The sequence below is a fragment of the Noviherbaspirillum sp. ST9 genome, assembly GCF_048799745.1.
Classification (GTDB): Bacteria; Pseudomonadota; Gammaproteobacteria; order Burkholderiales; family Burkholderiaceae_D; genus Noviherbaspirillum.
Genome location: NZ_JBLWFR010000007.1, coordinates 304,602 through 330,240 on the forward strand (window position 1 = coordinate 304,602; position 25,639 = coordinate 330,240).

General features: G+C 60.9%; 20 protein-coding genes. 2 read left to right on the forward strand and 18 right to left on the reverse strand.

Annotation, left to right across the window (positions count from 1 at the left end):
• Window positions 1-12: 12 nt before the first annotated feature.
• From ACNOHI_RS18065 to rfbB, 10 genes are all read right to left on the reverse strand, one after another.
• The gene (locus ACNOHI_RS18065) at window positions 13-870 is read right to left on the reverse strand and encodes a glycosyltransferase family 2 protein (RefSeq protein ID WP_420476069.1); all 858 of its coding nucleotides are present in this window, start codon (window positions 868-870) and stop codon (window positions 13-15) included.
• The gene (locus ACNOHI_RS18070; RefSeq protein WP_420476070.1) at window positions 860-2,020 is read right to left on the reverse strand and encodes a glycosyltransferase family 4 protein; all 1,161 of its coding nucleotides are present in this window, start codon (window positions 2,018-2,020) and stop codon (window positions 860-862) included. Before ACNOHI_RS18070 ends, ACNOHI_RS18065 begins: the two co-directional genes overlap by 11 nt.
• Before the next feature lie 44 nt (window positions 2,021-2,064).
• Window positions 2,065-2,994 (reverse strand): NAD-dependent epimerase/dehydratase family protein, encoded by a 930-nt coding sequence (locus tag ACNOHI_RS18075; protein WP_420476071.1) that lies wholly within the window; start codon window positions 2,992-2,994, stop codon window positions 2,065-2,067.
• Complete coding sequence (gene gmd / locus ACNOHI_RS18080; RefSeq protein ID WP_420476072.1) at window positions 2,978-4,021, reverse strand: GDP-mannose 4,6-dehydratase; 1,044 nt, start codon at window positions 4,019-4,021, stop codon at window positions 2,978-2,980. The genes ACNOHI_RS18075 and gmd overlap by 17 nt, the downstream gene beginning before the upstream one ends.
• A 182-nt stretch (window positions 4,022-4,203) precedes the next feature.
• Complete coding sequence (locus ACNOHI_RS18085) at window positions 4,204-5,001, reverse strand: ABC transporter permease (protein ID WP_420476073.1); 798 nt, start codon at window positions 4,999-5,001, stop codon at window positions 4,204-4,206.
• Window positions 5,001-6,410 carry a mannose-1-phosphate guanylyltransferase/mannose-6-phosphate isomerase gene (locus ACNOHI_RS18090; protein ID WP_420476074.1) on the reverse strand — a complete coding sequence of 470 codons (1,410 nt, stop codon included), beginning with the start codon at window positions 6,408-6,410 and terminating at the stop codon, window positions 5,001-5,003. Before ACNOHI_RS18090 ends, ACNOHI_RS18085 begins: the two co-directional genes overlap by 1 nt.
• 75 nt (window positions 6,411-6,485) lie before the next feature.
• A complete protein-coding gene (gene rfbD / locus ACNOHI_RS18095) occupies window positions 6,486-7,367 on the reverse strand; it encodes a dTDP-4-dehydrorhamnose reductase (protein ID WP_420476075.1) in 882 nt (293 codons plus the stop codon).
• Entirely contained in the window at window positions 7,364-7,915 is a 552-nt protein-coding gene (rfbC, locus tag ACNOHI_RS18100) for a dTDP-4-dehydrorhamnose 3,5-epimerase (RefSeq protein WP_420476076.1), read from the reverse strand. Before rfbC ends, rfbD begins: the two co-directional genes overlap by 4 nt.
• Before the next feature lie 2 nt (window positions 7,916-7,917).
• Entirely contained in the window at window positions 7,918-8,805 is an 888-nt protein-coding gene (gene rfbA / locus ACNOHI_RS18105) for a glucose-1-phosphate thymidylyltransferase RfbA (protein WP_420476077.1), read from the reverse strand.
• On the reverse strand, window positions 8,802-9,881 hold the full coding sequence (rfbB, locus tag ACNOHI_RS18110) for a dTDP-glucose 4,6-dehydratase (RefSeq protein ID WP_420476078.1): 1,080 nt from the start codon (window positions 9,879-9,881) through the stop codon (window positions 8,802-8,804). Before rfbB ends, rfbA begins: the two co-directional genes overlap by 4 nt.
• A 219-nt stretch (window positions 9,882-10,100) precedes the next feature.
• On the opposite strand from rfbB, the gene ACNOHI_RS18115 reads away from it, so the two are divergent.
• A complete protein-coding gene (locus ACNOHI_RS18115) occupies window positions 10,101-10,925 on the forward strand; it encodes a symmetrical bis(5'-nucleosyl)-tetraphosphatase (protein ID WP_420476079.1) in 825 nt (274 codons plus the stop codon).
• Here the strand turns inward: ACNOHI_RS18115 and ACNOHI_RS18120 are convergent.
• From ACNOHI_RS18120 to ACNOHI_RS18145, 6 genes are read right to left on the reverse strand one after another with little or no spacing between them, the layout of a single operon-like run.
• Window positions 10,904-11,668, reverse strand: coding sequence for a lysophospholipid acyltransferase family protein (locus ACNOHI_RS18120; protein WP_420476182.1), 765 nt, complete (start codon window positions 11,666-11,668; stop codon window positions 10,904-10,906). The two genes, ACNOHI_RS18115 and ACNOHI_RS18120, sit on opposite strands and share 22 nt — an antisense overlap.
• Before the next feature lie 5 nt (window positions 11,669-11,673).
• On the reverse strand, window positions 11,674-12,954 hold the full coding sequence (locus tag ACNOHI_RS18125) for a dihydroorotase (RefSeq protein WP_420476080.1): 1,281 nt from the start codon (window positions 12,952-12,954) through the stop codon (window positions 11,674-11,676).
• Between the two features lie 3 nt (window positions 12,955-12,957).
• Window positions 12,958-13,917 carry an aspartate carbamoyltransferase catalytic subunit gene (locus ACNOHI_RS18130; protein WP_420476081.1) on the reverse strand — a complete coding sequence of 320 codons (960 nt, stop codon included), beginning with the start codon at window positions 13,915-13,917 and terminating at the stop codon, window positions 12,958-12,960.
• Entirely contained in the window at window positions 13,910-14,416 is a 507-nt protein-coding gene (gene pyrR, locus ACNOHI_RS18135; protein WP_420476183.1) for a bifunctional pyr operon transcriptional regulator/uracil phosphoribosyltransferase PyrR, read from the reverse strand. The genes ACNOHI_RS18130 and pyrR overlap by 8 nt, the downstream gene beginning before the upstream one ends.
• Window positions 14,403-14,792 carry a Holliday junction resolvase RuvX gene (gene ruvX / locus ACNOHI_RS18140; protein ID WP_420476082.1) on the reverse strand — a complete coding sequence of 130 codons (390 nt, stop codon included), beginning with the start codon at window positions 14,790-14,792 and terminating at the stop codon, window positions 14,403-14,405. The genes pyrR and ruvX overlap by 14 nt, the downstream gene beginning before the upstream one ends.
• 3 nt (window positions 14,793-14,795) lie before the next feature.
• Window positions 14,796-15,461, reverse strand: a complete 666-nt coding sequence (locus ACNOHI_RS18145) for a YqgE/AlgH family protein (RefSeq protein ID WP_420476083.1) — start codon at window positions 15,459-15,461, stop codon at window positions 14,796-14,798.
• An 86-nt stretch (window positions 15,462-15,547) separates the two neighbouring features.
• Here ACNOHI_RS18145 and ACNOHI_RS18150 point away from each other — a divergent pair, with 86 nt between their 5' ends.
• A complete protein-coding gene (locus ACNOHI_RS18150; RefSeq protein WP_420476084.1) occupies window positions 15,548-17,020 on the forward strand; it encodes a cryptochrome/photolyase family protein in 1,473 nt (490 codons plus the stop codon).
• A gap of 62 nt (window positions 17,021-17,082) precedes the next feature.
• Here the strand turns inward: ACNOHI_RS18150 and ACNOHI_RS18155 are convergent, their stop codons facing one another.
• Together ACNOHI_RS18155 and ACNOHI_RS18160 are read right to left on the reverse strand one after the other, a co-directional pair.
• Entirely contained in the window at window positions 17,083-23,175 is a 6,093-nt protein-coding gene (locus tag ACNOHI_RS18155) for an Hpt domain-containing protein (protein WP_420476085.1), read from the reverse strand.
• 99 nt (window positions 23,176-23,274) lie between these two features.
• Window positions 23,275-25,587, reverse strand: a complete 2,313-nt coding sequence (locus ACNOHI_RS18160; RefSeq protein ID WP_420476086.1) for a methyl-accepting chemotaxis protein — start codon at window positions 25,585-25,587, stop codon at window positions 23,275-23,277.
• Window positions 25,588-25,639 lie beyond the last annotated feature (52 nt).

The window sequence follows — 25,639 nt, forward strand, 5'->3', positions numbered from 1 at the left end:
GGCCGCGCGTTTCTATTTCCGATTTGTCAGCGAGGGCGCGTCGGCTGCGGGCTGTGGCGGCCGCGCGAGCGCTTGCAAGGCCTTGGAATTAACCAGCGCGCGTTCCTCGTCGAACAACCACCCCCACTTGTTGAAGTAATGGATCGCCGAGCGGATATGCCGCGACAGCAATACGCTGCTCTTGTAAGACCCCTTGTGATAGTCATGCGTGATGGTCACGGCAGGGAAATACACCGTTCTTGCAACGCGCCCCACGCGGCGGGACAGGTCCACATCCTCGAGGTACATGAAGTAGCGCTCGTCGAAACCGCCGATCTGCTTCAGCACTGACGTGCGCAGGAACATGAAGCACCCCGACAGCGCCGGCACATCCATGATGCGGTCATAGCCGCCGTCGTGCATTTCATACGCATTCAGGCGGCCGCTGAGGCGATAGACCGTGGGCAAGAACCGGCGCAGGAACAGATCGCCCGGATGCGGCAGCAACTTGCAGAGATGCTGCCTGCTGCCGTCGGGATAGCAGATGCCGGGCATGAGCATGCCGATGTCCGGATGCGCCTCCATGTAGGTGCGCAGTGCCGGAAGCACGTCCGGACCGAAGCGCACATCAGGGTTGATCACGGCGTGGTATTCGGTGCCGATCTCCTGCGCATGCGCAATCGCGAGATTATGCGCGGCGCCGAATCCCGGATTGTCAGGACGGTGAATATAGCGTGCGCCAAACTGACGCGCGACGGACAACAGCCTGTCGTCCCGCGAATTGTCGATCAACGTCAGCACCACGCCGGGCAGGGCTGCGGCACTGCCCAGGACATCCGCGATCTGTTCGGGCGGATTGTGATAGCTCACCACTGCGCAGCTAATCGACATGGGCGAGCACCTTCTTGTAAACAGCAACTGTCTCGAGAGCAAACTTCCGCCAGGTAAAGTTCCTGGCGCGATTCAGGCCTGCCTGCCCCAGGCTGGCGTGCATCGCATCATCCTCGATCAAGGCACGCATATGGCCGGCGATCGCCGAATCATCGAGCGGCTCGACGAGAATGCCGGCATGACCGACGACTTCCGGCAGCGAAGCCCGTCGCGATGCGATGACCGGCACACCGCAGGCCATCGCTTCCAATGGAGGAAGACCGAAGCCTTCATACAGGGAAGGATAGACGAACAGCCTCGCCCCCGCATACAGGGCAGGCAACTCGGCCTGGTCGACGTACCCGGGTAACCGCACTTCCCCGCGGCTGATCATGTGCCGCAGCCCTTCGGAAAAGCGTTCCATTCCCCAGCCGCGCATGCCGACGATGACCAGTGGAAAGCGCCGGCGCAGCGGCTCAGGCAACTGCTCGAATGCGGCGATCACGGTCGACAGGTTCTTGCGTGGCTCCAGCGTCCCGACGGCGAGCAGGTACTGGCCATGTGTGAGTTCGAATTTTTCCAGCACCGGCTTGCACACTTCGGCAGGTTGAGGCTGGAATTCCGGCGCCACGCCCAGCAGCACCGTCGTCACCCGGTCGCCATGGACGCCATAGTGCGTCATGACTTCACGCCGGACAAAGTCGGAGTCCACGACAATATGCGTCGCATTCTCAACGGCTTTGGGCATGAAGCGATTCATCTCGCGCAAGCGTTCCAGCGGGTGTGTCTCCGGATGACGGATCCAGGAGAGGTCGTGGACCGTGACAATCGAAGGCCCCTTGAACGGGTACGCAAGGTAGGCCGGTTCGTGGTACAGGTTGATCTTGTGCCGGCGAACGCCGGTGGAAAAGCGTGCCTGCTTGAGCAAGCGCGTGATCACGTGGGGATGCGGCATGAGGCGCTTGATCGCCTTGTTCAGCTCCCGCGCGCCCGCCGGCGCGGCTGTACGTATGGCACGATCCCAGGACGTGCCGTAGAACAGCCAGGGCTTGTTCGGAAGTATCTGCTGCAACTCCGTGATCAACCGATAGGTGTACTGCCCGACCCCGGTCAGGGGGGACAGGATCGGCACGGCATTGATGCCCACCCTTACACGGTTGAAAACGTCCATTTATCGTTCTTGTCGGTACTTGCCGCCGATGGCGACGGCGGTGTTCAGGTGGCGGTTCCGGCCGAATACATCCAGCGCAGTGTCTCTTCCAGAGGAGTGACCTGCAGGTTTGCAACCAGCGAGCGGAGCTTGTCCGGAGAACCGACCAGCGTCTTGACCTCAGATTGCCGCACGAAGGCGGGGTTGACGCGCACGTCGATGTCGTAGCCGGCGATCGTCTGCATCGTATCGAGGATAGCACGCAGGGAAAACGGCCGGCCGCTGCAGATATTCACCGTCTGGCCGGCGCAGTCCTGCTCCAGCAAGCCGCGATAGGCTTGCGCCACCATGCGGACATCGGAGAAATCGCGCTCCACATCGAGGTTGCCCAGCTCGATGACCGGTGCACTTTTCACGAAATGGGACACGATTTTTGGCACCAGGAAATGCGGCTCCTGGCCGACCCCGGTGTAATTGAACGGACGGGTGATGGCAATCGGAAGGCGATCGCTCCAGGTTCTCACCATGAATTCCATTGCCAGCTTGCTGACCGCGTAGTGGTTGACGGGTTGCGGCGGCTGGGATTCGGTGATCACGCCGGCTGTCGCGTTGCCGTAGACGTTGGCGCTGCTGGCGATCACCACGCGCCGCGGCGCAAGGCGGGCGTCCGCCATTGCCTGCAGCAGGTTGATGGTGCCGATCACGTTCACCCGGTAGAACGCGTCCGCATCGGCATGCTGCACGAAACTGATTGCCGCAAGGTGGATCAGGTAGTCGGGACGAACCCGCTCCATCACCCGACGGCAGCTGTCGGGCGACGTAATGTCCAGCGTTACCTCATGCGGACCGCGCGACGCGCCCATCAGCGCGCCGACCACGGTATATCCTGCGGCCTCGAGCTCCGCACGCACGTACTTGCCCGTAAAGCCATTGGCTCCGGTCAACAGGACACAGCCGCGCGATGCGGCATTCGCTTGATCAGAAGGAGAAGCCACGCTCGTTTCTCCGCAGGTCAGCTTGCACCATCATCTGGCACAACTGCTCCAGCGTCGTTTCAGGCGCCCATCCGAGCTTTTCCTTGGCCTTGGCCGGGTTGCCAATCAGGAGATCGACTTCTGCCGGGCGATAGTACTTGGGATTCACGCGCACCAGAGTCTTGCCGGTCGCTGCGTCGACGGCCACTTCGTCTTCGCCACGGCCGCGCCATTCGAGACGGAAGTCCGCTGCCTTGAACGCCATGCTCACGAAATCGCGTACGGTTTCGGTACGGTTAGTCGCCAGGACGAAGGTGTCCGGCTCATCCGCCTGGAGCATACGCCACATGCCTTCCACGTATTCCTTCGCGTAACCCCAGTCGCGCTTGGCATCCATGTTGCCCAGTTCCAGCACATCCATCTTGCCGAGGCGGATCTTGGCAACGGTGTCGGTGATCTTGCGGGTCACGAATTCGCGGCCTCGCAGCGGGGACTCGTGGTTGAACAGGATGCCGCTGCAACCGAAGATGTCGTAGGACTCGCGGTAGTTGACGGTGATCCAGTGGGCGTAGAGCTTCGCGACGCCATACGGGCTGCGCGGGTAGAACGGCGTGGATTCGATCTGGGGAATAGCCTGCACCTTGCCGAACATTTCGGAGGTCGATGCCTGGTAGAAGCGGACCTTCGGATCGACGATGCGGATTGCTTCCAGCAGGTTCAGCGGACCGATGCCGGTGATTTCAGCGGTCGTGACAGGCTGGTCGAAGGACACGCCGACGAAGCTTTGCGCCGCCAGGTTATACACCTCGGAAGCGCCGGTCGTTTGCAGCAGGCGGATGCTTGCACTCAGGTCGGTGAGGTCGTACTCGACCAGGTGCAGGTTCGGATCCTTGTCGATGCCGAGTTCTTCAATGCGCCAGAAATTGACCGAACTGGTGCGGCGATAGGTACCGTAGACCTTGTAGCCCTTCTTCAGCAGGAGCTCGGCAAGATAAGCACCGTCCTGCCCTGTGATTCCAGTGATGATCGCTGTTTTGGATGTAGTCATTTTGAGGAATGGTTAAGGTTGAATCTGTGATGAAATCTGGCGCTCTGAAGCACGATACTTTCCGGAAAGAACGCGGCGTGCGGCATTCGGTCAAGTTAATGGAAATACATCTTCTGGTGATAATTGAAATCAAATTAGTTCAAGAAACAGCACGGGAAGCAACGCCGCGCTGAAACTGCCGTTTAAAGCTCGTCCACGATTTCCCCGACGCGCTTGCGGAACATGCGCATGCCGACCGCACAGAACAGCACCGCCAGTAGTGCGGGACTTGCCATGCTGCCCCAGTCCGGCAATTTGGCGTGCACGAAAATGTCCTGATACGCCGTGACCACGGGCACCATCGGGTTGAGGTTGAAATAGGGAAGAATGGGTGCCGGCAGGATCGAGGCCGGGTACACCACCGGTGTCAGCCAGAACCAGAATTGCAGCAACACCGCGAAGAACTGACCTACATCACGAAAGAAAACATTCAGTACACCCACAATGATACCAAGGCCAATTGCGAACGCGACCTGTATAAGCAACACAGGAAAAACGGCCAGGAAGCTTACGCCGGGGAAGTTGCCACTGACCAGCAGGAACAGGACGAACAGCCCGAAGATGATCGCGAAATTGATCCCGGCGTTGAACACGACAATCACCGGCAGGCAGATGCGCGGGAAACTGATCTTCTTGATCAGGTTGGCATTCTCCAGGAAGACGTTTTGCGCCCGGCCGACGATCTCGGCGAACAGTCCCCACGTCAGCACCCCCGCGCACAGGTAGATGCTGTACGCGAAGCCGCTGTCCACGCCCGGCAGGCGTGCCCGCATCACCTGCGAGAAGATGACCGTGTAGACCACGATCATCGCCAGCGGATTAAGGACCGTCCATGCTGCGCCCAACAGCGAATTCCGGTAGCGCGACTGGAATTCGCGCTTGACGCTGCCTGATATGAAGCCGCGATAGCTCCACATCGAGCGCAACATGCCAACTGCCATTATTTGACCCTGCCGTAGATATCTTCGAAGCGGACGATGTCATCCTCGCCCAGATAGGAGCCGCATTGTACCTCTATCAATGCCAGCTCCGCCTCGCCCACATTGGTGAGGCGGTGCTTGTTGCCGGCGGGGATGTAGGTGGACTGATTGGCTTCCAGCTGGATGGTCTGCTCGCCATTGACGACCTCGGCCTTGCCCGACACGACAACCCAGTGTTCGCTGCGATGGTGATGCATCTGCAGGGACAGGGATGCGCCCGGCTTGACGGAAATGCGCTTGATTTTGTAGCCCGGGCAATCCTGCAGCACCGTGTACGTTCCCCACGGACGCGCCACCGTGCGATGTGTCTTGTGCGCTTCATGGCCGGAAGCCTTCAGGCGTGCCACGACTTCGCGCACTTCCTGGCTCTTGGACTTGTCGGCCACCAGCAGGGCGTCCGGCGTATCGACGACGAGGATGTTGTCCAGGCCGATGACCGCGACCAGGCGGTCTTTCGTTTCGATATGGGTATTCCGGCTGTCGATGACGATCGACTGGCAATTGTTGTTGGTGTTGCCGTGCTCGTCGGCGGGAATGGCTTCGGCAACCGCCTTCCAGGCACCGATATCGCTCCAGTCGAAATCGCCGGGGATGACGGCGATGTTCTGCGCCTTTTCCATCACCGCATAGTCGATCGAGATATTTTCCAGCGCAGTGAACGAGGCCGGCAATTCCATCTTGTCGCCGTCGGGCTTCGTGCTGTTCCAGGTCTGGCGTGCGGCTTCCAGCAGCTTCGGGTTGTAGGCCTCGAACGCCGCGAGAATGGCGCTGGCCTTGAAGCAGAACATGCCGCTGTTCCACACGTAGTTGCCCTGCTCGATGTACTTGCCCGCGGTGACGGCGTCCGGCTTTTCCACGAAGCGCTTCACGAACTGTGCCTCGGCACTCACCTTGTCACCCATTTCGATATAACCGAAACCGGTTTCCGGACCGGTCGGCTTGATGCCAAAGAGGACCAGGAAGCCGTCGTTGGCAAGGTTTTCCGCGTGGCGCACGGCGGTATAGAAGGAGGGAGTGTCCTTGATCAGATGATCCGCGGGCAGCACCAGCATGCAGGCGTCGTTTCCCTGTTCCAACGCCCACATGGCGGCCAGTGCGATCGCCGGCGCCGTATTGCGGCCGCTCGGCTCGAGCAGGTAGGTGGGCTTGATGTCCTGATCCGCCAGTTCATCGCGCGAGAGGAAGTAATAGTCCCGGTTGGTGACAATCAGCGGCGCCGTATTCCCCGATACGGCAAGTGCGCGCTCATGCGTCTGCGTCAGCAGGCTCTTGCCGTCGCCGATGCGCATGAACGGCTTCGGGTACGCCTCACGCGACACCGGCCACAAACGTGTACCCGCGCCACCGGAAAGAATAATAGGGATCAACATGATGTTTTCTCGCTTTTCTGGATGTATTGGATCTTTGGAATACTTGTTTTCTGATCAGCCTTGCCTTCTCGTCCCTTACTCGAGACACAGGCCCAAGGCACTGTCCCACCGCGGGAGCTGACAGAAGGTTTCCATCAGCTTCTGGCAGGACAGGACCGAATTCGCCGGTCTTCGCGCCGGCGTCGGATAGTCCTTCGTTGCGATCGGGATGACTGCCGGTTTTCGCTCGGTGGACCAGTGCGCCACGATGGTCTGGGCAAAGCCGTGCCAGCTCGTCTGTCCCTGGGCAGTCAGGTGATAAAGGCCTGATTTCGATTGCCACAGGTCGTGATCAATCCCCGCACCGTGCTGCCCCGCCCCCAGCATGGCGACAATATGGGCGGTCGTATCGGCAATGGTACGGCACCAGGTAGGGGCGCCGTATTGATCATTGACAATACGAAGCTCGTCACGGTCTTCGGCCAGACGCTTTACTGTGCGCAGGAAATTACGGCCGCGCGAGCCGTAGACCCAGCTCGTGCGCAGGATCATGTGCGGCGCTCCGCTCGCCTGCACTGCCTGCTCCCCGGCCAGTTTCGTCCTGCCGTAGACGTTCAGCGGCATCGCGACGTCATCTTCGCTGTAAGCGCCCGCCTTGTTGCCGTCGAACACATAATCGGTTGAATAATGGATCACCGCGGCGCCCAGCTTCCGGGCTTCCTCGGCAATGACGCCGGGAGCTTCGCCGTTAATGCGCATGGCCAGTTCCGGTTCTCTTTCAGCCAGGTCGACGGCTGTATAAGCAGCCGGATTGACGACCAGCGTCGGCTTCACTTCTCGCATGAAGGCGCGGATGGCGTCGAAGTCGGCGAGATCCATTTCTTCCGAATCGATCGCAATCACTTCTCCCAGGCCTTGCAGGCTGCGCTCCAGTTCGTATCCGACCTGGCCGTTACGCCCCGTTACCAGGATTCTCATGCGTACACCTCCGCATCCGCGAGCAAGCCTGCCGCGCTGTCTTTCGCTGAAAGAACGGGTGCTCCGGTCAACGGCCACTCGATCCCGATGGCAGGATCGTTCCAGGCGATGCTGCGCTCGTACTCGGGCGCGTAGTAATCCGTGGTCTTGTACAGGAATTCGGCGACGTCACTGGTGACGACGAAACCGTGCGCGAACCCGGCCGGCACCCATAGCTGGCGCTTGTTCTCGGCCGACAGGACGATGCCGAACCATTTCCCGAAGGTCGGCGAACTGCGCCGAAGGTCCACGGCAACATCGTACACCTCGCCCGCGATGACACGCACCAGTTTTCCTTGCGGTTGCCGGACCTGGTAGTGCAGGCCGCGCAGCACATTCTTCGCCGAGCGGGAATGGTTGTCCTGGACGAAGTGAATCGGCTCTGCCGCACCGATCGCTTCCTGGAAGCGGCGCTCGTTAAAACTCTCGTAAAAGAAACCGCGCTCGTCGCCGAATACGCGAGGTTCGACAATGAGGAGGTTGGCAATGGAAGTACGGACGATATGCATGGTCAGAACACGCTGTCGGTGAGAATGCGCAGCAGGTACTGGCCGTAGCCGCTCTTCTTGAGCGGCTGTGCGAGCTTCTCTAGTTGCTCGGAGCAAATGTACTTCTTCCGAAAGGCAATCTCTTCCGGGCAGGCGACCTTCAGGCCCTGTCGCCGTTCAATGGTGGCGATGAACTGCGATGCATCGACGAGGGATTCGTGCGTGCCGGTATCGAGCCACGCCATGCCCCGGCCCATCACCTCGACATTCAGGGTCCCGCACTCCAGGTAAGCCTGGTTGACGTCGGTGATTTCCAGCTCGCCGCGTGCCGAAGGCTTGATTGCAGCGGCAATATCGCACACCTGCCGGTCATAGAAATACAGTCCCGTGACCGCGTAGCTGGATTTCGGCACCGCCGGCTTTTCGATGATGCTGACAGCGCGCCTGTCCTTGTCGAATTCGACGACGCCGTATCGTTCGGGATCGTTGACGTGGTAGGCAAACACGGTTGCCCCCTCGTCGCACGACTGCGCCTTGCGCAATTGAGCATCAAAGTCGTGACCGTAATAGATGTTGTCGCCGAGAATGAGTGCCGACGGTCCGCCGGCGATGAATTCGCGCCCGATGATGAACGCCTGCGCCAGCCCGTCTGGAGATTGTTGCACGGCGTAACGGATACTGATGCCCCACTGGCTTCCGTCACCGAGCAGCTCGGCGAACCGGGGCGTGTCCTGCGGCGTCGAAATCAGGAGGATGTCGCGGATCCCGGCCAGCATCAGCGTGGTCAACGGGTAGTAGATCATCGGCTTGTCGTACACCGGCAGCAATTGCTTGGAGACGGCCATGGTGACCGGGTACAGCCGCGTTCCCGATCCGCCGGCGAGGATGATGCCCTTGCGTTGCGCCGTCATGCTGTCCGCTCCTGCGTCGTGTTGCGGGCAGCGTAATTCTTCTCTACCCACTTGAGATATTCCCCGGACTGCACGTCGCTTACCCAGCCCTGATGGTTGAGATACCACTGCACGGTCTGCCGGATGCCGGTCGCAAACGTCTCCGCCGGCTTCCAGCCGAGCTCGCGCTCAATTTTCCGCGCGTCGATCGCGTATCGGCGGTCGTGACCGGGGCGGTCCGCGACGAACGTTATCTGGTCGCGATAGCTGCCACGCTTCGGCACAAGTTCGTCGAGGATGTCGCACAGCGTGTGAACGACATCAACGTTGGTCATTTCATTCCAGCCGCCGATGTTGTACGTCTCGCCCGGCCGGCCATCCTGCAGCACCCTTCGTACCGCCGTGCAATGGTCGCCGACATACAGCCAGTCGCGCACGTTCTGGCCGTCTCCATAGACAGGCAGCGGTTTGGCGGCGAGGGCATTGGCGATCATCAGTGGAATGAGCTTTTCGGGAAACTGGTATGGGCCGTAATTGTTGGAACAGTTGGTCGTCAGCGTCGGCAGTCCGTAGGTGTGGCGGTACGCGCGCACCAGATGATCCGAAGCTGCCTTCGATGCGGAATATGGGCTGTTCGGGGCATAAGCGGTCGTTTCGGCAAACGGCGCATCGTCGGGGCCCAACGATCCGTACACCTCATCCGTCGATACATGCAGGAACCGGAATGACTTCCTTTCGTCCTCCCGCAGGCCGGCATAATAGGCACGGGCGGCCTCAAGCAAAACGAAGGTACCGGTAACGTTGGTGGTCACGAATTCACCGGGGCCATGGATGGACCGGTCGACGTGGCTCTCCGCAGCGAAATGGACGATGGCGCGAGGCTTGTGCTTTTCCAGCAGGCTGCCAACCAATGCGGCATCGCAAATGTCGCCATGCACGAACAAGTGGCGTGCATCCTGCTGAACCGCTTCCAGGTTCTTCAGGTTGCCCGCATAGGTCAGCTTGTCCAGGTTGATGACGGGTTCGTCAATTCCTGCCAGCCAGCCGAGCACGAAGTTAGAACCGATAAATCCGGCTCCTCCCGTCACTAAAATCATCCAGATACCCTGCCCGACGTCATAATCTTGCTAAACCCATGATTTTACATCGAAAAAGTTGATGGATTTGTACGCGTCTTCAGCGGATGTGTATTTAATCAGGTCTCGCTGTCCGGTGCCGTAAGGATTTGTTACCTGCAGCAGTGCGACGGCGAAGTTACCTATAATGCCGGGTCGGCCGAAGTATCTTGCTTCGGAGAAAACAGTTATCGTTTCAGCATGTCTACTTATGTCATCGGCGACTTGCAGGGTTGCCAGCCAAAACTCTCGGAACTCCTTGACCGCATCCGTGCAGCCTGCCCCCGCCCCCGTTTCATTTTTGTGGGCGACCTGGTCAACCGCGGCCCACGATCGCTCGCCACTTTAAGGGAAGTGCGCGCGCTCGGCGATACCGCAAATATGGTATTGGGCAACCACGACCTGCATTTGCTGGCCGTCGCGCACGGCATCCGCAAGCCCCACCCCTCGGACACCCTCGGCGACGTTCTCGAAGCGCACGATCGCGATGACCTGCTCGACTGGCTCCGCCGCCAGCCGATGGCACTGTTCGAAAACGGGCATCTTCTTGTGCATGCCGGCGTGGTGCCGCAGTGGACAGCTGAGCAGACGATGTCGCTTGCCCGTGAAGTCGAGAGCGTCCTGCGCGGCCCTGACTGGGTCGGCTTCCTACGCCAGATGTACGGGAATGAACCGGGACGCTGGGACAACGGGCTGGAAGGCATGGACCGGCTGCGCTGCGTCGTGAATGCGCTGACCCGGATCCGCTTCTGTACTCCCGACGGGACCATGGATCTGGCCGCTTCGAAAGGCGTTGAAACCGCCCTGCCCGGCTACATGCCCTGGTTCGACGTTCCTAGCCGCAAGACGGAAGATGTCACTGTCGTTTTTGGCCACTGGTCGACGCTCGGATTGACGTTACGCCCCAACCTGATCAGCCTCGACACCGGCTGCCTGTGGGGCGGCAAACTCACGGCGGTCTGCCTGGAAGACCGCTCCGTCATCCAGGTCGATTGTCCGCAGTATCAGCGGCCCGGTTCAATCTGATCGTTGACCAGCGCATCGCCAAGGACTGTACCAATCACCGCGCGCGCGGCATCCGCCAGCTCCCGCCGATGGGATGCCTCGCTCGTATCGATCACGGGCAAAACGGTCAGTTCGGCCGTCATGCCGCCAGCCTTGAGGACGGCAATCATGCTTTGCACGAAGGTCATGTCGCCGACGAAGTCGGCCGCCGGGTGCAGGCGGCCGTTGCAGTCGAGGTAACGCACGGCGTACGGCTGGACCGGCACGCCGGCCTCGATGGCCGCCTCGAAAAGGTTGGCATGGAAAGGCAGCAGCGTCCCCTGCGGGGCCGTCGTCCCCTCGGGAAAGAACGCAACGTGCTCCCCTGCATGCAGGCTGGCCACCAGCCCCTGATAGATCCGCCGCACATCGCGCAGCTTGCCGCGCGCGATGAAAATCGTCCCCGTCTTCTCGCACAGCCACCCGATCAGCGGCCAGTTCCTGATATCGGACTTGGCCACGAAACGCGTGGGATACAGCGAATTGATGACAAAGATATCGAGCCAGGACACGTGGTTGGACACCATCAGTGCACGCGGCGCCGATTGCGCCTCCCTGTGATGCGCGATCCGCACGCTGACTCCACAGAGCTCGACGAGGCGGATGGACCATGCCTTGATACGCGCCCGGCGCCCCGCGTCGTCAACCAGCGGGAACACCAGGGCGCAGGTTGTGAGCCCTCGAAAGAGATGGATCAGGACGCGCAGCAGCCGGACCGCGACCACGATGCTCAACGCTCGAATGCGATGTGTCCCGAGACGATCGTCATCTTGACCTGGCCTGTTACCTCATAACCGAGGAAGGGCGTGTGCTTGCCCTGGCTGGCTAGCGCCTTCGCCTCCACCTTCCAGCGTGCCGTTGGATCAAAGATGCAGACGTCGGCGACGCTGCCGGGAGAGAGCCTTCCCGTCGCCAGGCCTGCAACGCGCGCGGCGTCCGAGGTCACCTTTGCAATCGCCTTGCCAAGCAGTTCCTTGTCTTTCGTATCGTCCGCCCAGCGCAAGACGAGGGGCAGGAGCAGTTCCAGGCCGGTTGCACCCGGTGAAGCTTCCCCGAAGGGCAGCAGCTTTTCGTCATCGTCGACCGGCGTGTGGTCCGAGCAGATGACATCGATGGTGCCGTCCAGCAGGGCCTGCCGAATGGCATCGCGGTCGCGCTGCGCGCGCAACGGCGGCGTCATTCGTGCGTTGGGGTCGAAGAAGCCGATATCGACATCGGTCAGGTGCACGTGGTGTGCGCCGACGTCGCAGGTAACCGGCAAGCCTTCTTTCTTCGCGGCCCGAATCAGATCGAGTCCGGCTGCCGACGAGATGCGGCACAGGTGCACGCGGGCGCCTGTATTGCGCACGAGTTCGAAGATCGTGTGCAGCGCGATCGTTTCCGCCGCCACCGGCACGCCGGACAGGCCAAGTCGCGACGCAATCGGTCCGCTGTGCGCAATCCCGCCTCGGCCAAGATGCGGATCCTGCGGACGCAGCCAGACGGTGTAGCCGAAGGTGTTTGCGTATTGCAGTGCGCGCATCAGGACGTTGGTGTCGACGACCGCCTCTTCCGCCTGCGAAAAGCCGATGCATCCCGCCTCGGTCAATTCCGCCATTTCGGTCAGCGCCTCGCCCTTCAATCCCATAGTCAATGCGCCGAGGGGATACACGTGCGCCTGGTTGAGTCCCTTCGCGCGATGCTTGAGCATTTCGACCAGCCCGGGTTCATCCAGCACCGGATCCGTATCCGGCGGGCAGACCAGGCTGGTGACGCCGCCCTGCATCGCGGCCTGCATTTCCGACTCCAGCGTGGCCTTGTATTCGTAGCCCGGTTCCCGCAGGCGTGCGCTCAGGTCGACCAGCCCGGGGATTACCACCATGCCGCTTGCATCGACGGTCTTGCTGGCATTGAAACCGTCGGGCGCGGCGCCCACTGCGACGACCTTCCCTGCCGCGATGAACAAATCCTGTTGCGCGTCGATCCCGCTGACCGGATTGATGAGCCGGCCATTCTTGATATGGAGTTTCATTGATTAGTTTCCCGCCAAAATGCTCATCACCGCCATGCGTACCGCAATGCCGAAGGTCACCTGCGGCAGGATCACTGCCTGTGCGCCGTCCGCCACCGCCGAATCGATTTCCACGCCGCGGTTCATGGGACCGGGGTGCATCACGATGGCATCGGGCTTGGCCAGTGCCAGGCGTTCCGGCGTCAGGCCGTAGCTCTTGAAGAATTCCTGTGCGGACGGCAGCAACGCGCCGGACATGCGCTCGTTCTGCAGGCGCAGCATGATGATCACGTCGACGCCCTTGAGACCTTCATTCATGTCGTGGAAGACACGCACGCCCATCTGTTCCAGTCCGCCGGGCAACAGGGTGCGCGGACCGATGGCGCGCACTTCCGGCACGCCGAGCGTGGTCATCGCATGGATGTCGGAGCGAGCTACGCGGCTGTGCAGGATGTCGCCGACAATCGCCACCGTCAGGTTGGTGAAATCCTTCTTGTAGTGGCGGATGGTGTACATGTCCAGCAGCCCCTGCGTCGGGTGCGCATGGCGTCCGTCGCCTGCATTCACGACGTGGACGTGCGGCTGGTTGGTGTCGATCAGGTGCTTGGCGATCAGGTAGGGCGCACCGGACTGTGCATGGCGCACGACGAACATGTCGGCATGCATGGCCGCCAGGTTGTCGATGGTGTCGAGCAGCGACTCGCCCTTCGAGGTGCTCGAGGCCGAGATATTCAGGTTGATCACGTCCGCCGACAGTCGCTTGGACGCGATCTCGAACGTCGTGCGGGTGCGCGTGGAATTCTCGAAGAACAGGTTGAACACGCTCTTGCCGCGCATCAGCGGCACTTTCTTCACTTCGCGGTCGCTCACGCTGACGAAGGAGGATGCGGTATCGAGGATATGGTTGATGACCGCTTTCGGCAGGCCTTCGATGGTGAGCAAGTGCTGCAGCTCGCCGTTCTTGTTCAGTTGCGGGTTATGCATGGTCCACCGTGAGGGAGAATTTGCCGTCGTCGGCGCGTTGCAGCACAAGCTGCTGGTCATCGGACAGGGTCGCCGTGTCGGCGACGAAATCGGCGGCAATCGGCAGCTCGCGTCCGCCACGGTCGACGAGGGCCGCCAGCATGATCTTCGCCGGGCGGCCGTAGTCGAACAGTTCGTTGATCGCGGCGCGGGTGGTGCGTCCGGTGTACAGCACGTCGTCTACCAGGAGGATGGTCGCGCCTTCGACTTCGAACGGAATCTGCGTGGGTTTGACCTCGGCATGCAGGCCGCGCTCGGCGTAGTCGTCGCGATAGAAGGAAACATCGATATAGCCCAGGCGATCGGTGAGCTGCATCTCGGCAGCCAGGCGCTCTGCCAGCCAGGCGCCGCCGGAATAGATGCCGACGATGGCAACCTGTTCAGCGTTCGCGAGGCCAGCCTTGACACGGTCCGCGAGCGCACGGTATAGCGCCTCGGCGTCGAAGTTAGGATTCGGCATAGTCATTGAAGTATTGTTGCAAAATTATTGCCGCGGATTGCGCATCGACCGCTTCGCCGCGCTTCTGCGCAATCACTGCTGAGGAATAGCGCTCGTCCACCAGTGCCGTCGCCACGCCGAACCTGCCGTTCAGCTGGTTGGCAAACCGGCGGCAGCGCACGGTCATTTCGTGCTCCGCGCCATCGGGATGGAGCGGCAATCCCACCACGCACAGCCGAGGCTGCCACTCCTTGATCAAGTCTCCGATTTCAGCGAACTTCGCGTCGTTGGTCGCCGCCGAGATGACGGAGAGCGGTTGGGCATGCCGGATCAGGGTATTGCCGATCGCCACGCCAATGCGTTTCAGACCGAAGTCGAAACAAAGGACCGTTTCCACGTCTTATGCATGCCCCGCTTCGCCTGCCAGCATCATGGGATCGATGCCGAGCAGCTTCATGGCGGCCGCAAAACGTTCCTCGATAGGCAGGTCGAAAATAATCGCCGGATCGGCACGCACCGTCAGCCAGCCATTGCGTGCGATCTCATCCTCCAGTTGCCCGGCACTCCAACCGGAGCAGCCGAGACTGACGAGAAGGCGGCGCGGCCCGTTTCCGACCGCGACAGCCTCAAGAACATCCTTGGAGGTGGTCAGCGCGATGTCGTCGGTGACTTTCATCATGGATGTATAGGCACCGTGCGGCGCATGGAGGACGAAGCCGCGCTCGACCTGAACGGGACCGCCGAACATGACCGGGCTCTTGTCGCCGGGAATCCGGCCGGCTTCGATTTCCAGCGACAGGTCGATGCGCTCGAACAGCACATCCATCGTCATGTCGGTTGCTTTGTTGATGATCACGCCGAGGGCACCTTCGTCGTTGTGCTCGCACATGTACACCACCGTGCCGCCGAACACCGGATCGAGCATGGAAGGCATGGCAATCAGGAAGTGATCGACCAGATTCAACTGGGGCAATGCCGACTTGGCAGGAGATTCGGAAATATCGGGAGTATCCTGGGTCGCGCCAGGGTGTGCGGAAAACGTGCGGGTCTTGCTGGGTTTCACCATAATGAGCATTTTAGCAGTTTTGACAGGATTCCCACCCCGGAAAGCGCATCAAATACGGAATTCCCCTCACGAATCAAAGGCCTCGCATGCACCGTTTCGACAAGTCCCTCGTCTGGTTTCGCCGTGATTTGCGCGATTTCGACCATGCCGCGCTGCACGCTGCACTTGCGAGGAGTGCGGCGGTCTACTGTACTTTCGTTTTTGACAAGGAAATCCTCGATCCCCTCCCGCGGCAGGACAGGCGCGTGGCGTTTATCTGGGCGGCGGTTGCCGAACTGGATGCGGCGCTTCGTGCGGCAGGCGGCGGCCTTATCGTACGCCATGCCAGCGCGGCGAGCGAAATTCCGCGGTTGGCCGCAGAACTTGGGGTGGATGCTGTCTTTGCCAATCATGACTACGAGCCCGCGGCGGTGGCCAGGGACGCGGCAGTTGCCGGACAATTGATTGCGGATGGACGCGCATGGCTGAGTTTCAAGGATCAGGTGATCTTTGAAAGGGAAGAAGTGCTTTCTCAGTCCGAAAAGCCGTTTTCAGTCTTCACGCCCTACAAGAACGCCTGGCTGAAAACACTGCATGCGACGGAAGAATCGAGCCTGGCGCCGCATGCTGTGGCCCCAGCACAATCCCAGCTTGTCCCGCCGATGGACAACGACCACCTACCGACACTGACCGACCTCGGCTTTAAGGAGGTGCCTTTGCCAGTGCCGGCCGGCATGTCTGGCGGGCAGGCGTTGTTCGACGAATTCACGGCGCGGCTGGCCCAGTACGACCGTACGCGGGACTTCCCCGCTGTCAAGGGCCCGTCCTATCTCTCAGCGCACCTGCGCTTCGGTACCGTTTCGATTCGCGGACTGGTAAGGCATGCACTGGCGGCAACGCGTAACGGGGAGAGCGGTGCCGCCACCTGGCTAAGCGAACTCATCTGGCGCGACTTCTACTTCATGATCCTGCACCACCACCCGCATGTTGTCAGCCAGGCATTCAAACCGGAATACGATGCGGTCGCATGGGAATCCGGCCGCCATGCCGACGCCCTGTTCGAGGCCTGGTGCGAAGGTCGAACCGGTTACCCGCTGGTTGACGCCGGCATGCTTCAACTCAATCAGACGGGCTACATGCATAACCGGCTCCGCATGGTCACGGCAAGTTTCCTGGTCAAAGACCTGGGCATCGACTGGCGGCGTGGGGAACGGTATTTCGCTGAAAAACTCACGGACTACGACCTCGCGGCGAACAATGGCGGGTGGCAGTGGGCCGCGTCGACCGGGTGCGACGCGCAGCCCTATTTCAGGATATTCAACCCGGTCACGCAGTCGGAAAAGTTCGACCCGGAGGGCAAGTTCATCAAGCGCTATCTGCCCGCACTTGCCCAGCTGCCGGCAAAGAACGTGCATGCCCCCTGGCTATCCTCGCCGGAAGCGCTGCGCCTTGCGGGAATCACGCTCGGGAAAGACTATCCGCCACCGATCATTCAGCATGACGAGGCCCGCAAGCAGACACTGGAACGCTTTGCCGTGGCGAAGAGATCGAAGGCCGTTGCCGCGGACGAGGACGGATAGCCGGCGACAAACAAAAAGGCCTGCACTGATTGTGCAGGCCTTTTTCGACGCTTGAACCGAGGTCAGTTCGAACGCACTTCCCTCCCGACAAATCCCGCGATCAGCTTCAGCAAAAGATCTTCCTGATAGGGTTTGCCGAGATACTCGTTGACGCCGATTTCCATCGCATAGTTGCGGTGCTTTGCGGCCGTTCGCGAAGTGATCATGATGATGGGAATATGCCGCGTCCGTTCGTCATCACGTACGTTGCGGGTCAGGTCGAAGCCATCCATGCGCGGCATTTCAATGTCCACCAGCATCACCGACGGCGTCACCGATTGCAGCTGTTCGAGCGCATCCACGCCATCCTTTGCCAGCACAACCTGATAGCCCTCGCGCGCGAGAAGGCGCTGGGTGACGCGACGCACGGTCAACGAGTCGTCGACCACCATGACGATATCCTGCATGCGCAATCCCTGGACTGGCGGCGACGTCGGCGCTTCTGGATCTCGCGGCGTCATTTCTGCCACTGCCCCCATCGAGGCCGGGACATCGGACGCCGTGATGCGAGGCGCACGAATGTTTTCCTGCGCAGCACGCTGCGCCAGTGGGACAGGATTCAGGATCAGGACGATATCACCGGAGCCGAGCACGGTTGCACCGGCGACACCGATGAGACGGGCCAATTGCGGTCCGATGTTCTTCACCACCACTTCGCGGTTGCCGATCACTTCATCCACGTGCACCGCCACGCGCTCGCTGCCGCTTTTGAGGATAAGCAGCGGGGAATATTGTTGCGACACCGGCGATGCCGACATGTCGCCAAGCAGCGCAGACAGGTAATGCATGGGCACGCGCTGCCCCTGCCAGACCACTGCGCCATCGTTGTAGGCGGAAGCAAGTGCATTCGTCTTGAGCTGCTGCACCTGCTCGACGAGGACCGAGGGAACCGCATAGGTGCGGCCACCAGTAGACAACAGGACAACCTGCGTGACGGCCAGCGTCAATGGCAGATGGATCGTGAAATGCGTTCCCTTGCCGGTCTCGCTGCTCGTGGACACCCGGCCACCGAGGGCCGCAGCCTCCGACCGGACCACGTCCATCCCGACGCCGCGGCCAGCGAGTTCGGTGATTTCATCCGCCGTGGAGAAGCCCGGGTGGAAAATCATGTCCGTCACTTCTTCATCCGACATCTCGCCATCGTTCGTCAACAAGCCGATACGCTTGGCCTTGTCTCGAATGCGGCCGATGTTCAGACCCTGGCCGTCATCCGAAAACTGGATCACGACCTCATTGCCTTCCTGTCGTATCTCGACCAAGAGCTCGCCGATGTCGCTCTTTCCCGCCGCACGCCTTGCCTCACGGGATTCAATGCCGTGGACGATGGCATTGCGGAGCAAATGCTCGAATGGCCCGGTCATGCGCTCCAGCACGCCGCGGTCGATTTCCACGGCGCTGCCGCGGATGTCCAGGTTGACACGCTTGTCGACTTCCTTCGCAGCCTGCCGCGTCACGCGAAAAAGGCGTTCCGCAATACTCGCGAATTGCACCATGCGTACGCGCATCAGGTCTTGCTGCAGTTCGCGCGTCAAGCGGGCTTGCTGCGACAGGTCGGTCACGGCGCTTTCCAGCGTCCGGCTCAGGTTCTGATGGACGGAACCGACGTCATTGACGCTTTCGGCCATCATCCGGGTGAGTTCCTGCAATCGGGTAAAACGGTCGAACTCAAGCGGATCGAATTCCCGTTCCCCGGCGTGGCTCATGCGCGATGCAATTTGCGTCTCCGCCTGCATCTCGATTTCACGCAACTGATCGCGCAGGCGCGTGACGTTTTCGGTGAGTTCGGTCAGCGATTGCTTGAGCGTACCGACTTCCGTCTCGAGCTTGGAACGCGAGATGGAAACCTCGCCGGCCTGGTTGACCAGGCGGTCGAGGATGTCGGCGCGTACCCGGACCATCGGAGCCGGTCCGGCCGGGGACGCGAGGCTGCGTCCGTGAGCCGGCTGCGGCGCCAATGCGGTCTGCTCAGGCAGCGGCACCAGGGGCGACAGTTCGACTGGCTGGGCCGCCTGCGCTGCCGCATCGGCTGCGGAAGCGGCCGCAGGTGCGGATTGAGCCGGCTGTTCCGCCTGGGGATTCTGCAGTTGCTCGAACATCTGCAACGCCTGGTCGTAGCGAATCAATAGGTCTTCGATCGCCAGCGGTGAAGAAGCGCCGAGGTGCGTGATGTTCTCGACACGCGTTTCCATGTCGTGCAGGTGCTGGCCAAGGTTCATTGCGCCGGCCATGCGCGCACTTCCTTTAAGCGTGTGCAGCGAGCGCAGCAGGGATTGCGGCGCAACCGTATCTGCCGGAGCCTCCTGCCAGCCGCGCAGCACGCCGGCCATTTGCGGAAGGATGTCCCTGCCTTCCTCGAGGAAGACCGGCATCAGGTCGGGATCGAGGTCGTCCTTGAGCACCAGTGCTGGATCAATGGCCGGCTCGGCATGACCCGCATTTGCCTGGTCAGGATAAGGAACGGCGTTTGTGCTTTCAGTTGCGGTGAAATCCGGTACGGATACCGGGTCCGTTATCGCGCATTCCTCGACGGCGCCCAAAGCCCCCGGTTCTTCGGGAAGCGGGGCGAGCACCGGTTCGAGTGCCAGTTCGAAAGGCGACTCATCCGGCATCGCTACCGCAGGCACGGCTGCAATGGTTTCCTCGGCAAAGGACGAATCGAGCCCCAAGTCCTGCTGCACCGTGTCGAATTCGTGTACGCCAGGCGCCTCGGACTGCGGTTGCGCAAGCTCCTGCGCCCGAAGCTCGACGTCCTGCCGCAGTGCGGTGAGGATACGTACAAACTCTGGCTGGAATACCGGCATCTCGCCAAGCGCAAACTTTTGCAGCATCAGCTTGATGCGCTCGACGCTTTGCTCCAGTACGTCGAATTCATGCACTTCCAGACGCGCCGGTTTGCGGTTGAGCGACTGCAGGAACAACTCGAGCGCATGCGCGACTTCCTGGAGCCCCTTGAAGCCAACCGTGGCAGAACTTCCGGCGAGCGAATGTGCGGCATGGACGGCGTGGATGTCGACCTGCCGTTCAGGTTCGTGGCGCCACTCGGAAAAGTCCTGGGCAAGCACGCGGACAAGCTCGTCCGTCTCCGCCAGATAGATGTTGTGAAGCGGAACGCTTATCTCAATGTCGCCGATGCGTTTCACATTGTCATCGCGTCGCGGTTCCATCGGATGCATGGTCGGGAATTCAATGACTTCCGCGATCTTGAGGACGGGCTCGGAGGTTTCCTCCTGCTGCACGACGGCCGGCGCTTCCTGCTCGACATCCAGAGAGATGACCTCGGCAGGGTGTGCATCCCGCACCTGTTCAAACATCGCAAAGTCGTCGTCGCCCGGACCGACTTCCTCTACCTGCGGCAAATTAGCGATCAGTTCATCCAAGCCATCTTCGCCATCGGCTGCGACCAGGGGAACATCGTCAGCGACTGCCGGAGTTGCATGCGCATCGATTACTTCTCCGGAGGCTTCCGGTAACTCGGTCTCGCTGCCATCCTCTTCCAGCGGCGACGGCGACTCAATCACGATCGTCGCCGCAGGCTCCAGTGCAGAAGCATCCGTAGCTGGTGCCGTGGATTCCTCGTAAGAAAACTGTCCGCCGGCCTTGATCCGCTCGGCAGCACGGACAAGGGCGTCTGGGGTGTGGGAGGAAGTTCCAGTGTTCTTCAGGTCCTGCACCCAGGCGCCAAGCACGTCCGCGGCCTTTTCAAGGAGCGCGTAGAGCTCCGCATCGCCGCTTCGCGATTCCGACAGGCGCAGATTAAGTACCTGCTCAATGCTCCAGGCCGCTTCGCCGAATGCGACGAGGCCGACCATCCTGCTGCTGCCCTTCAGGGTGTGAAAACAGCGTCGCAAGGTGGTGAGATGCTCCTGGTTATGCGGCTGCATGCGGGACTCGGGGAGCGTCTTCCTGACCGCATCGAGCACCTCTTCTGCTTCCGACAGAAAAATCTCGAGAAGTTCTGCGTCGATGGCTTCATCGGTCTCAGGCGCGACAACGGGCGGCAAGGGTTCGGCAACCTGGACTGCTGGCACGGTTGCCGTAATGATTTGTGCAAGCGCCTCGCTTGATCCGGAAAAATCAGCGCGCTTCAGGATATCGATGCCGGCGCGTGCCAGGTCATTCAGTTCCGGATTGTCGATGAGCGTCGCATCAAGGCGAATTTTTTCAAGTGATTCCTTCAGCTGCTCTTGCAGAACCTGATTGTCCGGCTCCACACTGAGCGACATCGCCAGTTCTGCCGATTGCTGCTGGTGGAATGCCAGCTCGTCCTCGACCGTGGGCACGGTCGAGGCGGACTCAGTCTGCTCAAACAGACTGCTCTCCGCCGGCTCACCCGCGTCGTCCACCGGGACGTCGAGCGCGGCATCCTCCTGTGCCCCATTTTCGATCAGGTGAGCGTGAAAGGTGCCGGTATCGTCATCAAACGTGAAGCGCTTGGTTGCTGCCCCTGTGGGCAGCTGCAGGGACTCGATGAAGAAGCTGAGGGCGCCCACGTTCTGCGCGACCTTCTGGAATTCGCTGTGCTCCGGGGTCTCCTCCTCTTCGGCAAGGACGAAACGCTGGACGGCCGCGCGCGTATGCTGAATGGTGCGCATCGCGTCGTCCTGGTCGAGGACCGCCATCGCGCCTTCGATCTGGTGCAGGATGCCGTCGAGCTGGCCAAGCGCGCCGCGCTGCGAAGGGTCGCGGAAATATTCGTCGAGCATCTTCTCGACCTGGCGCAGGCTGGACTGCATCTCGCCTGCCAGGGCCGTCATGGTCTGGCGCTGCTGCGCTTCGCGAGACATGTCGTCCAGCCACGGCGCAGTGTGTTCCGGCGTCTCGCCGGACACCACTGCCAACAGGCGTGCCGTCATAGCGTCGGCGCGTTCCGAGAAATTCTCTGGCAAACGTGCAATGCTGGCCAGTGCATTTTCGACAAACAGTAAGCCGGTCGCCACCTCAAGGCCGAGGGTATCGCCGGCTTTGGCGTGGGCAGCGTGTCGCGCAATGCCCTTCAGTTCACGCAGCAGTTTCGACAAGGATGCCGAATTGAGCTTGGACCCGGCATCGGCAAGCATGTGCATCTCATGTTCGAACGAGTCGGCAAAGCTTGCATCTCCGCCGGCAATGCGATTCCAGATGCTCTTGGCCTGGGACAGGCGCTCCTTTGCCACTGCCAGGGCGTCAACGTCGATCTGGCCGTAGCGCCTTGTATCGTAGTCACTCGGAACAAGGCCATCAAGCTGGTAAACCTGTCTGATCTGCTTGGCGCGCGGCGAAGGATCGGCAGTTCGCGCAATGAAGAACAACGCATCGCGCAACAAGCGCTCGGCAATACTTGGCGATCCTTGCGACAGTCGACGAATCTGGAGATTGATGCGCGCAAAGAGTTGCTTGACGTAGATTTCGTTCGGTATATGCCCTGCCGCGACCTCATCAGCAAGACCGTGCATTACCCACCAGAACGCTCTTGCCTGCTGGCTGCCCTGAAGGCGTTCGATCTCGCCGATGATGTCGCGCATGGCGGCTGCGTTGGCAAGTTCAGCGCCGCGATCGGAGCTGCGCAGGAACGGCAGCAGCGCTTTTTCAAAATGCTGCCGCATGACCATGAACTTCGACGGCCTCGCCGCCCTATCCTGCTCAATCGGGGGCAGCTGCGGGCGGATGGCGAGATTCGGGAAAAACAGATCGGCGGGGTGGATGCGTTCGGCGCCGCGCGCTTCCAGCAATGAGCGGTAGTAGGGGAACAACCTGACGGGCTGATGAGGCACGCCGGACAGCAGTTCATCCAGGTATTCGACAAGTGCCTGGTAGCTGCCATCGATGGCGACAGCCAATTCTTTCGTCATCGCGATCTGACCGCCGTCGACGCGCTCAAGCAAATCTTCAACCGTTTCGGTGATGATCGCGATACCGTCGACGTCGACAATCTGCAGCGCGCCATGTGCCTGGTGCAGGTAGGTCTTCGCCAGGCGCAGAGACGTGAGCTGTGCGTCGGCGTCTTGAGAGGCAGCGTCGTGGAGTGCGGATTTGGAGCGGTTGAGCGCTTCGCGTATTTCGCCGATCACCCAGGAAAGCGGCCCGGTATCGAATTGATCCTGAGCAGCCGTGGGCTGGGCGGGAGGGGAGGTGGTCATGACTGCCTCGCGGTCAAATGGCGGAACACCGTCACTACGGTGCCCCGCCGTGCATTACTACTGGTAGGCCTTCGGGTTGAACGTCGGCAATAAGCTCTCTCAGGCAGTGACGCGGAAACGGGACACGGAATTCTTGAGTTCCTCCGCCAGCTTGGACAGTTCGCGAATCGAGTTCGCCGTCTGCTGCGTACCGATCTGCGTCTGCTCCGTTACCGTCAAGATGTTCTGGATGCTCTGCGCGACGCCGTTTGCCGACGTTGCCTGTTGCTCTGTCGATGCGGAAATGCTCTGAATCAGTTCGGCGAGGCGGTTCGAAACACTGCGGATTTCCGCCAGTGCGGCGCCGGCGGCGTCGGACAACTTGGCACCTTCAACCACACCCTGCGTCGATTTTTCCATTGCGGCGACCGCGTCATGCGTGTCGGTCTGAATGGTGCGTACCAGTGCGCCGATCTGCTTGGTCGCTTCGCCGGAGCGTTCTGCCAGCCGCTGCACTTCCTCCGCAACCACCGAGAAGCCGCGACCCGCTTCACCGGCGGACGCCGCCTGGATTGCCGCGTTCAGCGCGAGCACGTTGGTCTGTTCGGTAATATCGGAAATCAGTTCAGTGATTTCGCCGATCTCCTGCGAGGATTCGCCGAGGCGTTTGATGCGCTTCGAGGTTTCCTGGATCTGCTCGCGGATTTCGTTCATGCCCTTGATGGCGTCTTCCACCGCCCTTGCACCCTGCTCCGCTGCGGCCACCGACTGGCGCGCCACCTCGGCGGATTCATTCGCGGACTTCGATACGTCGGTAATCTGCACCGCCATGTCGAGTACGGCCTGGCCGGTTTCCTGAATCTCGCGGGATTGCTTCTGCGATGCTTCGAGGAGTTCGTTGGAAATATCCTGCGCCTGGTTGGATGCGGCGGTCACCTGCTCTGCGGTCAGTGTCACGCGGCTCACCAGCCCGCGGAGCTCTTCCACCGTATAGTTCACCGAGTCGGCGATCGCGCCGGTGATGTCCTCCGACACCGTTGCCTGGACGGTCAAGTCGCCGTCCGCAACCTCCTGCAATTCGTTCATCAGGCGCAGAATCGCGGCCTGGTTCTGGTCATTCGCGCGTTTCGCTTCTTCTTCCTTCTGCAAGGCGAGAAGGCGCTGTTCTTCCGCCTCCTGACGACGCTGGTCCGCTTCCTTCGTGCGATTGCGGCTGTCCTGCAGCAGGACGAGCGCAATGCCGACCGCCGCCACCAGTGCCGCAACGGTACTCAACAGCATCAGCCAGAAGGTCCAGTGCAGCGAGTCTTCATCGGCGCGGTAGGATTTTTGCAGGGCCGTGATGCGCTGCTTCAGCGTTTCGTTCTCCGCAAAGATGAGCTGCTCGGACTGCTTGGCGGCAATAAAATTCTGGAGGTTGCCGAGAATCGTCGCCACGGACTGCTGGTACTCTGCGAAGACGCTCTGCAGTTCGGTCAGTTTTTCGCGGGTGTCCGCGTCCTTGGTGGCCGACAGTCGCAAGACGTCGCTGCCGGTCAGGAAGCCTTCGGTAATGTCGCGGAAGGTGTTGGTGTCCTTGCCGAGCAAGAACGCGGTTTCGGGGTTGACGCCTTCGGAAGTGAGGAATTCGTTGGCGCTTCGGCCGAGGCGCTGCGTCAGCATGACCAGCTGTCCGGCGGCGGAAATCTCGCGCGGCGAGGCGCCACCCTGTGCCTTCAGCGTGGCGATCTGCTCGGTCAACTCAAGGAGGACCGGGGAAAGCGTGTTCAGTTTTTGCAGGGTCGTACCAAAGCCGGTCAATTCCTTTTTCAGCTTCAGGATGGTATCCGCGGCCTTGTCCGAATTTGCCCAGACCTTCTGCGTATCGTTCAGCATCGCGGACATCTGGTCGGACGGCGGGGAAATTTCACGTCCCTGGTAATCACCGCCCTTGGATAGCACGGTCAGGTCGCGGTTGAATTCCTTGCGGCTTTCCTCGAGCTGTTTGAATGCCTCGAGGTTGCCCTGAATCGCGTTTGGCGCCGCCTTACCGATACGCTGCGAGTGCATCAGCGCGTCACCTGCGATCTGGGTCTGCGTGGAAGCAAGCGTAGAGTGACTGGTGTTAAGCGTCACGCCAATCACGCCGAAGCCGATGGCGCCCAGGAGGGTGAACAGGAGGATTCGGACCTGCTGCTGGAGCGGGAGGTGTCCGATGAGCGGGAGTTTGATGTCGCCGGTTTTCTCGAGCGCGTCGCCGATGAAGGTTGCGTTCAGGGTAGAGTTCATCGACGATGCCGCCGCGCTTTCCCTTGAAAGCGCCGGATGTTCGGCAATGACTGCGGTGGCCTTCGGCATGGCGGCAGAAGCAGCTACATCCAGATCGACCGCTCCGGCACCTTCAGCCAGTCCGTCGGTTTTTTCCTTGGACAAAAAGGGCAATTTGAACGCCATTACTGACTCTCCTGGTTATTCTGTTTGTGTCGCGGGCATGAAGTCGTCACTG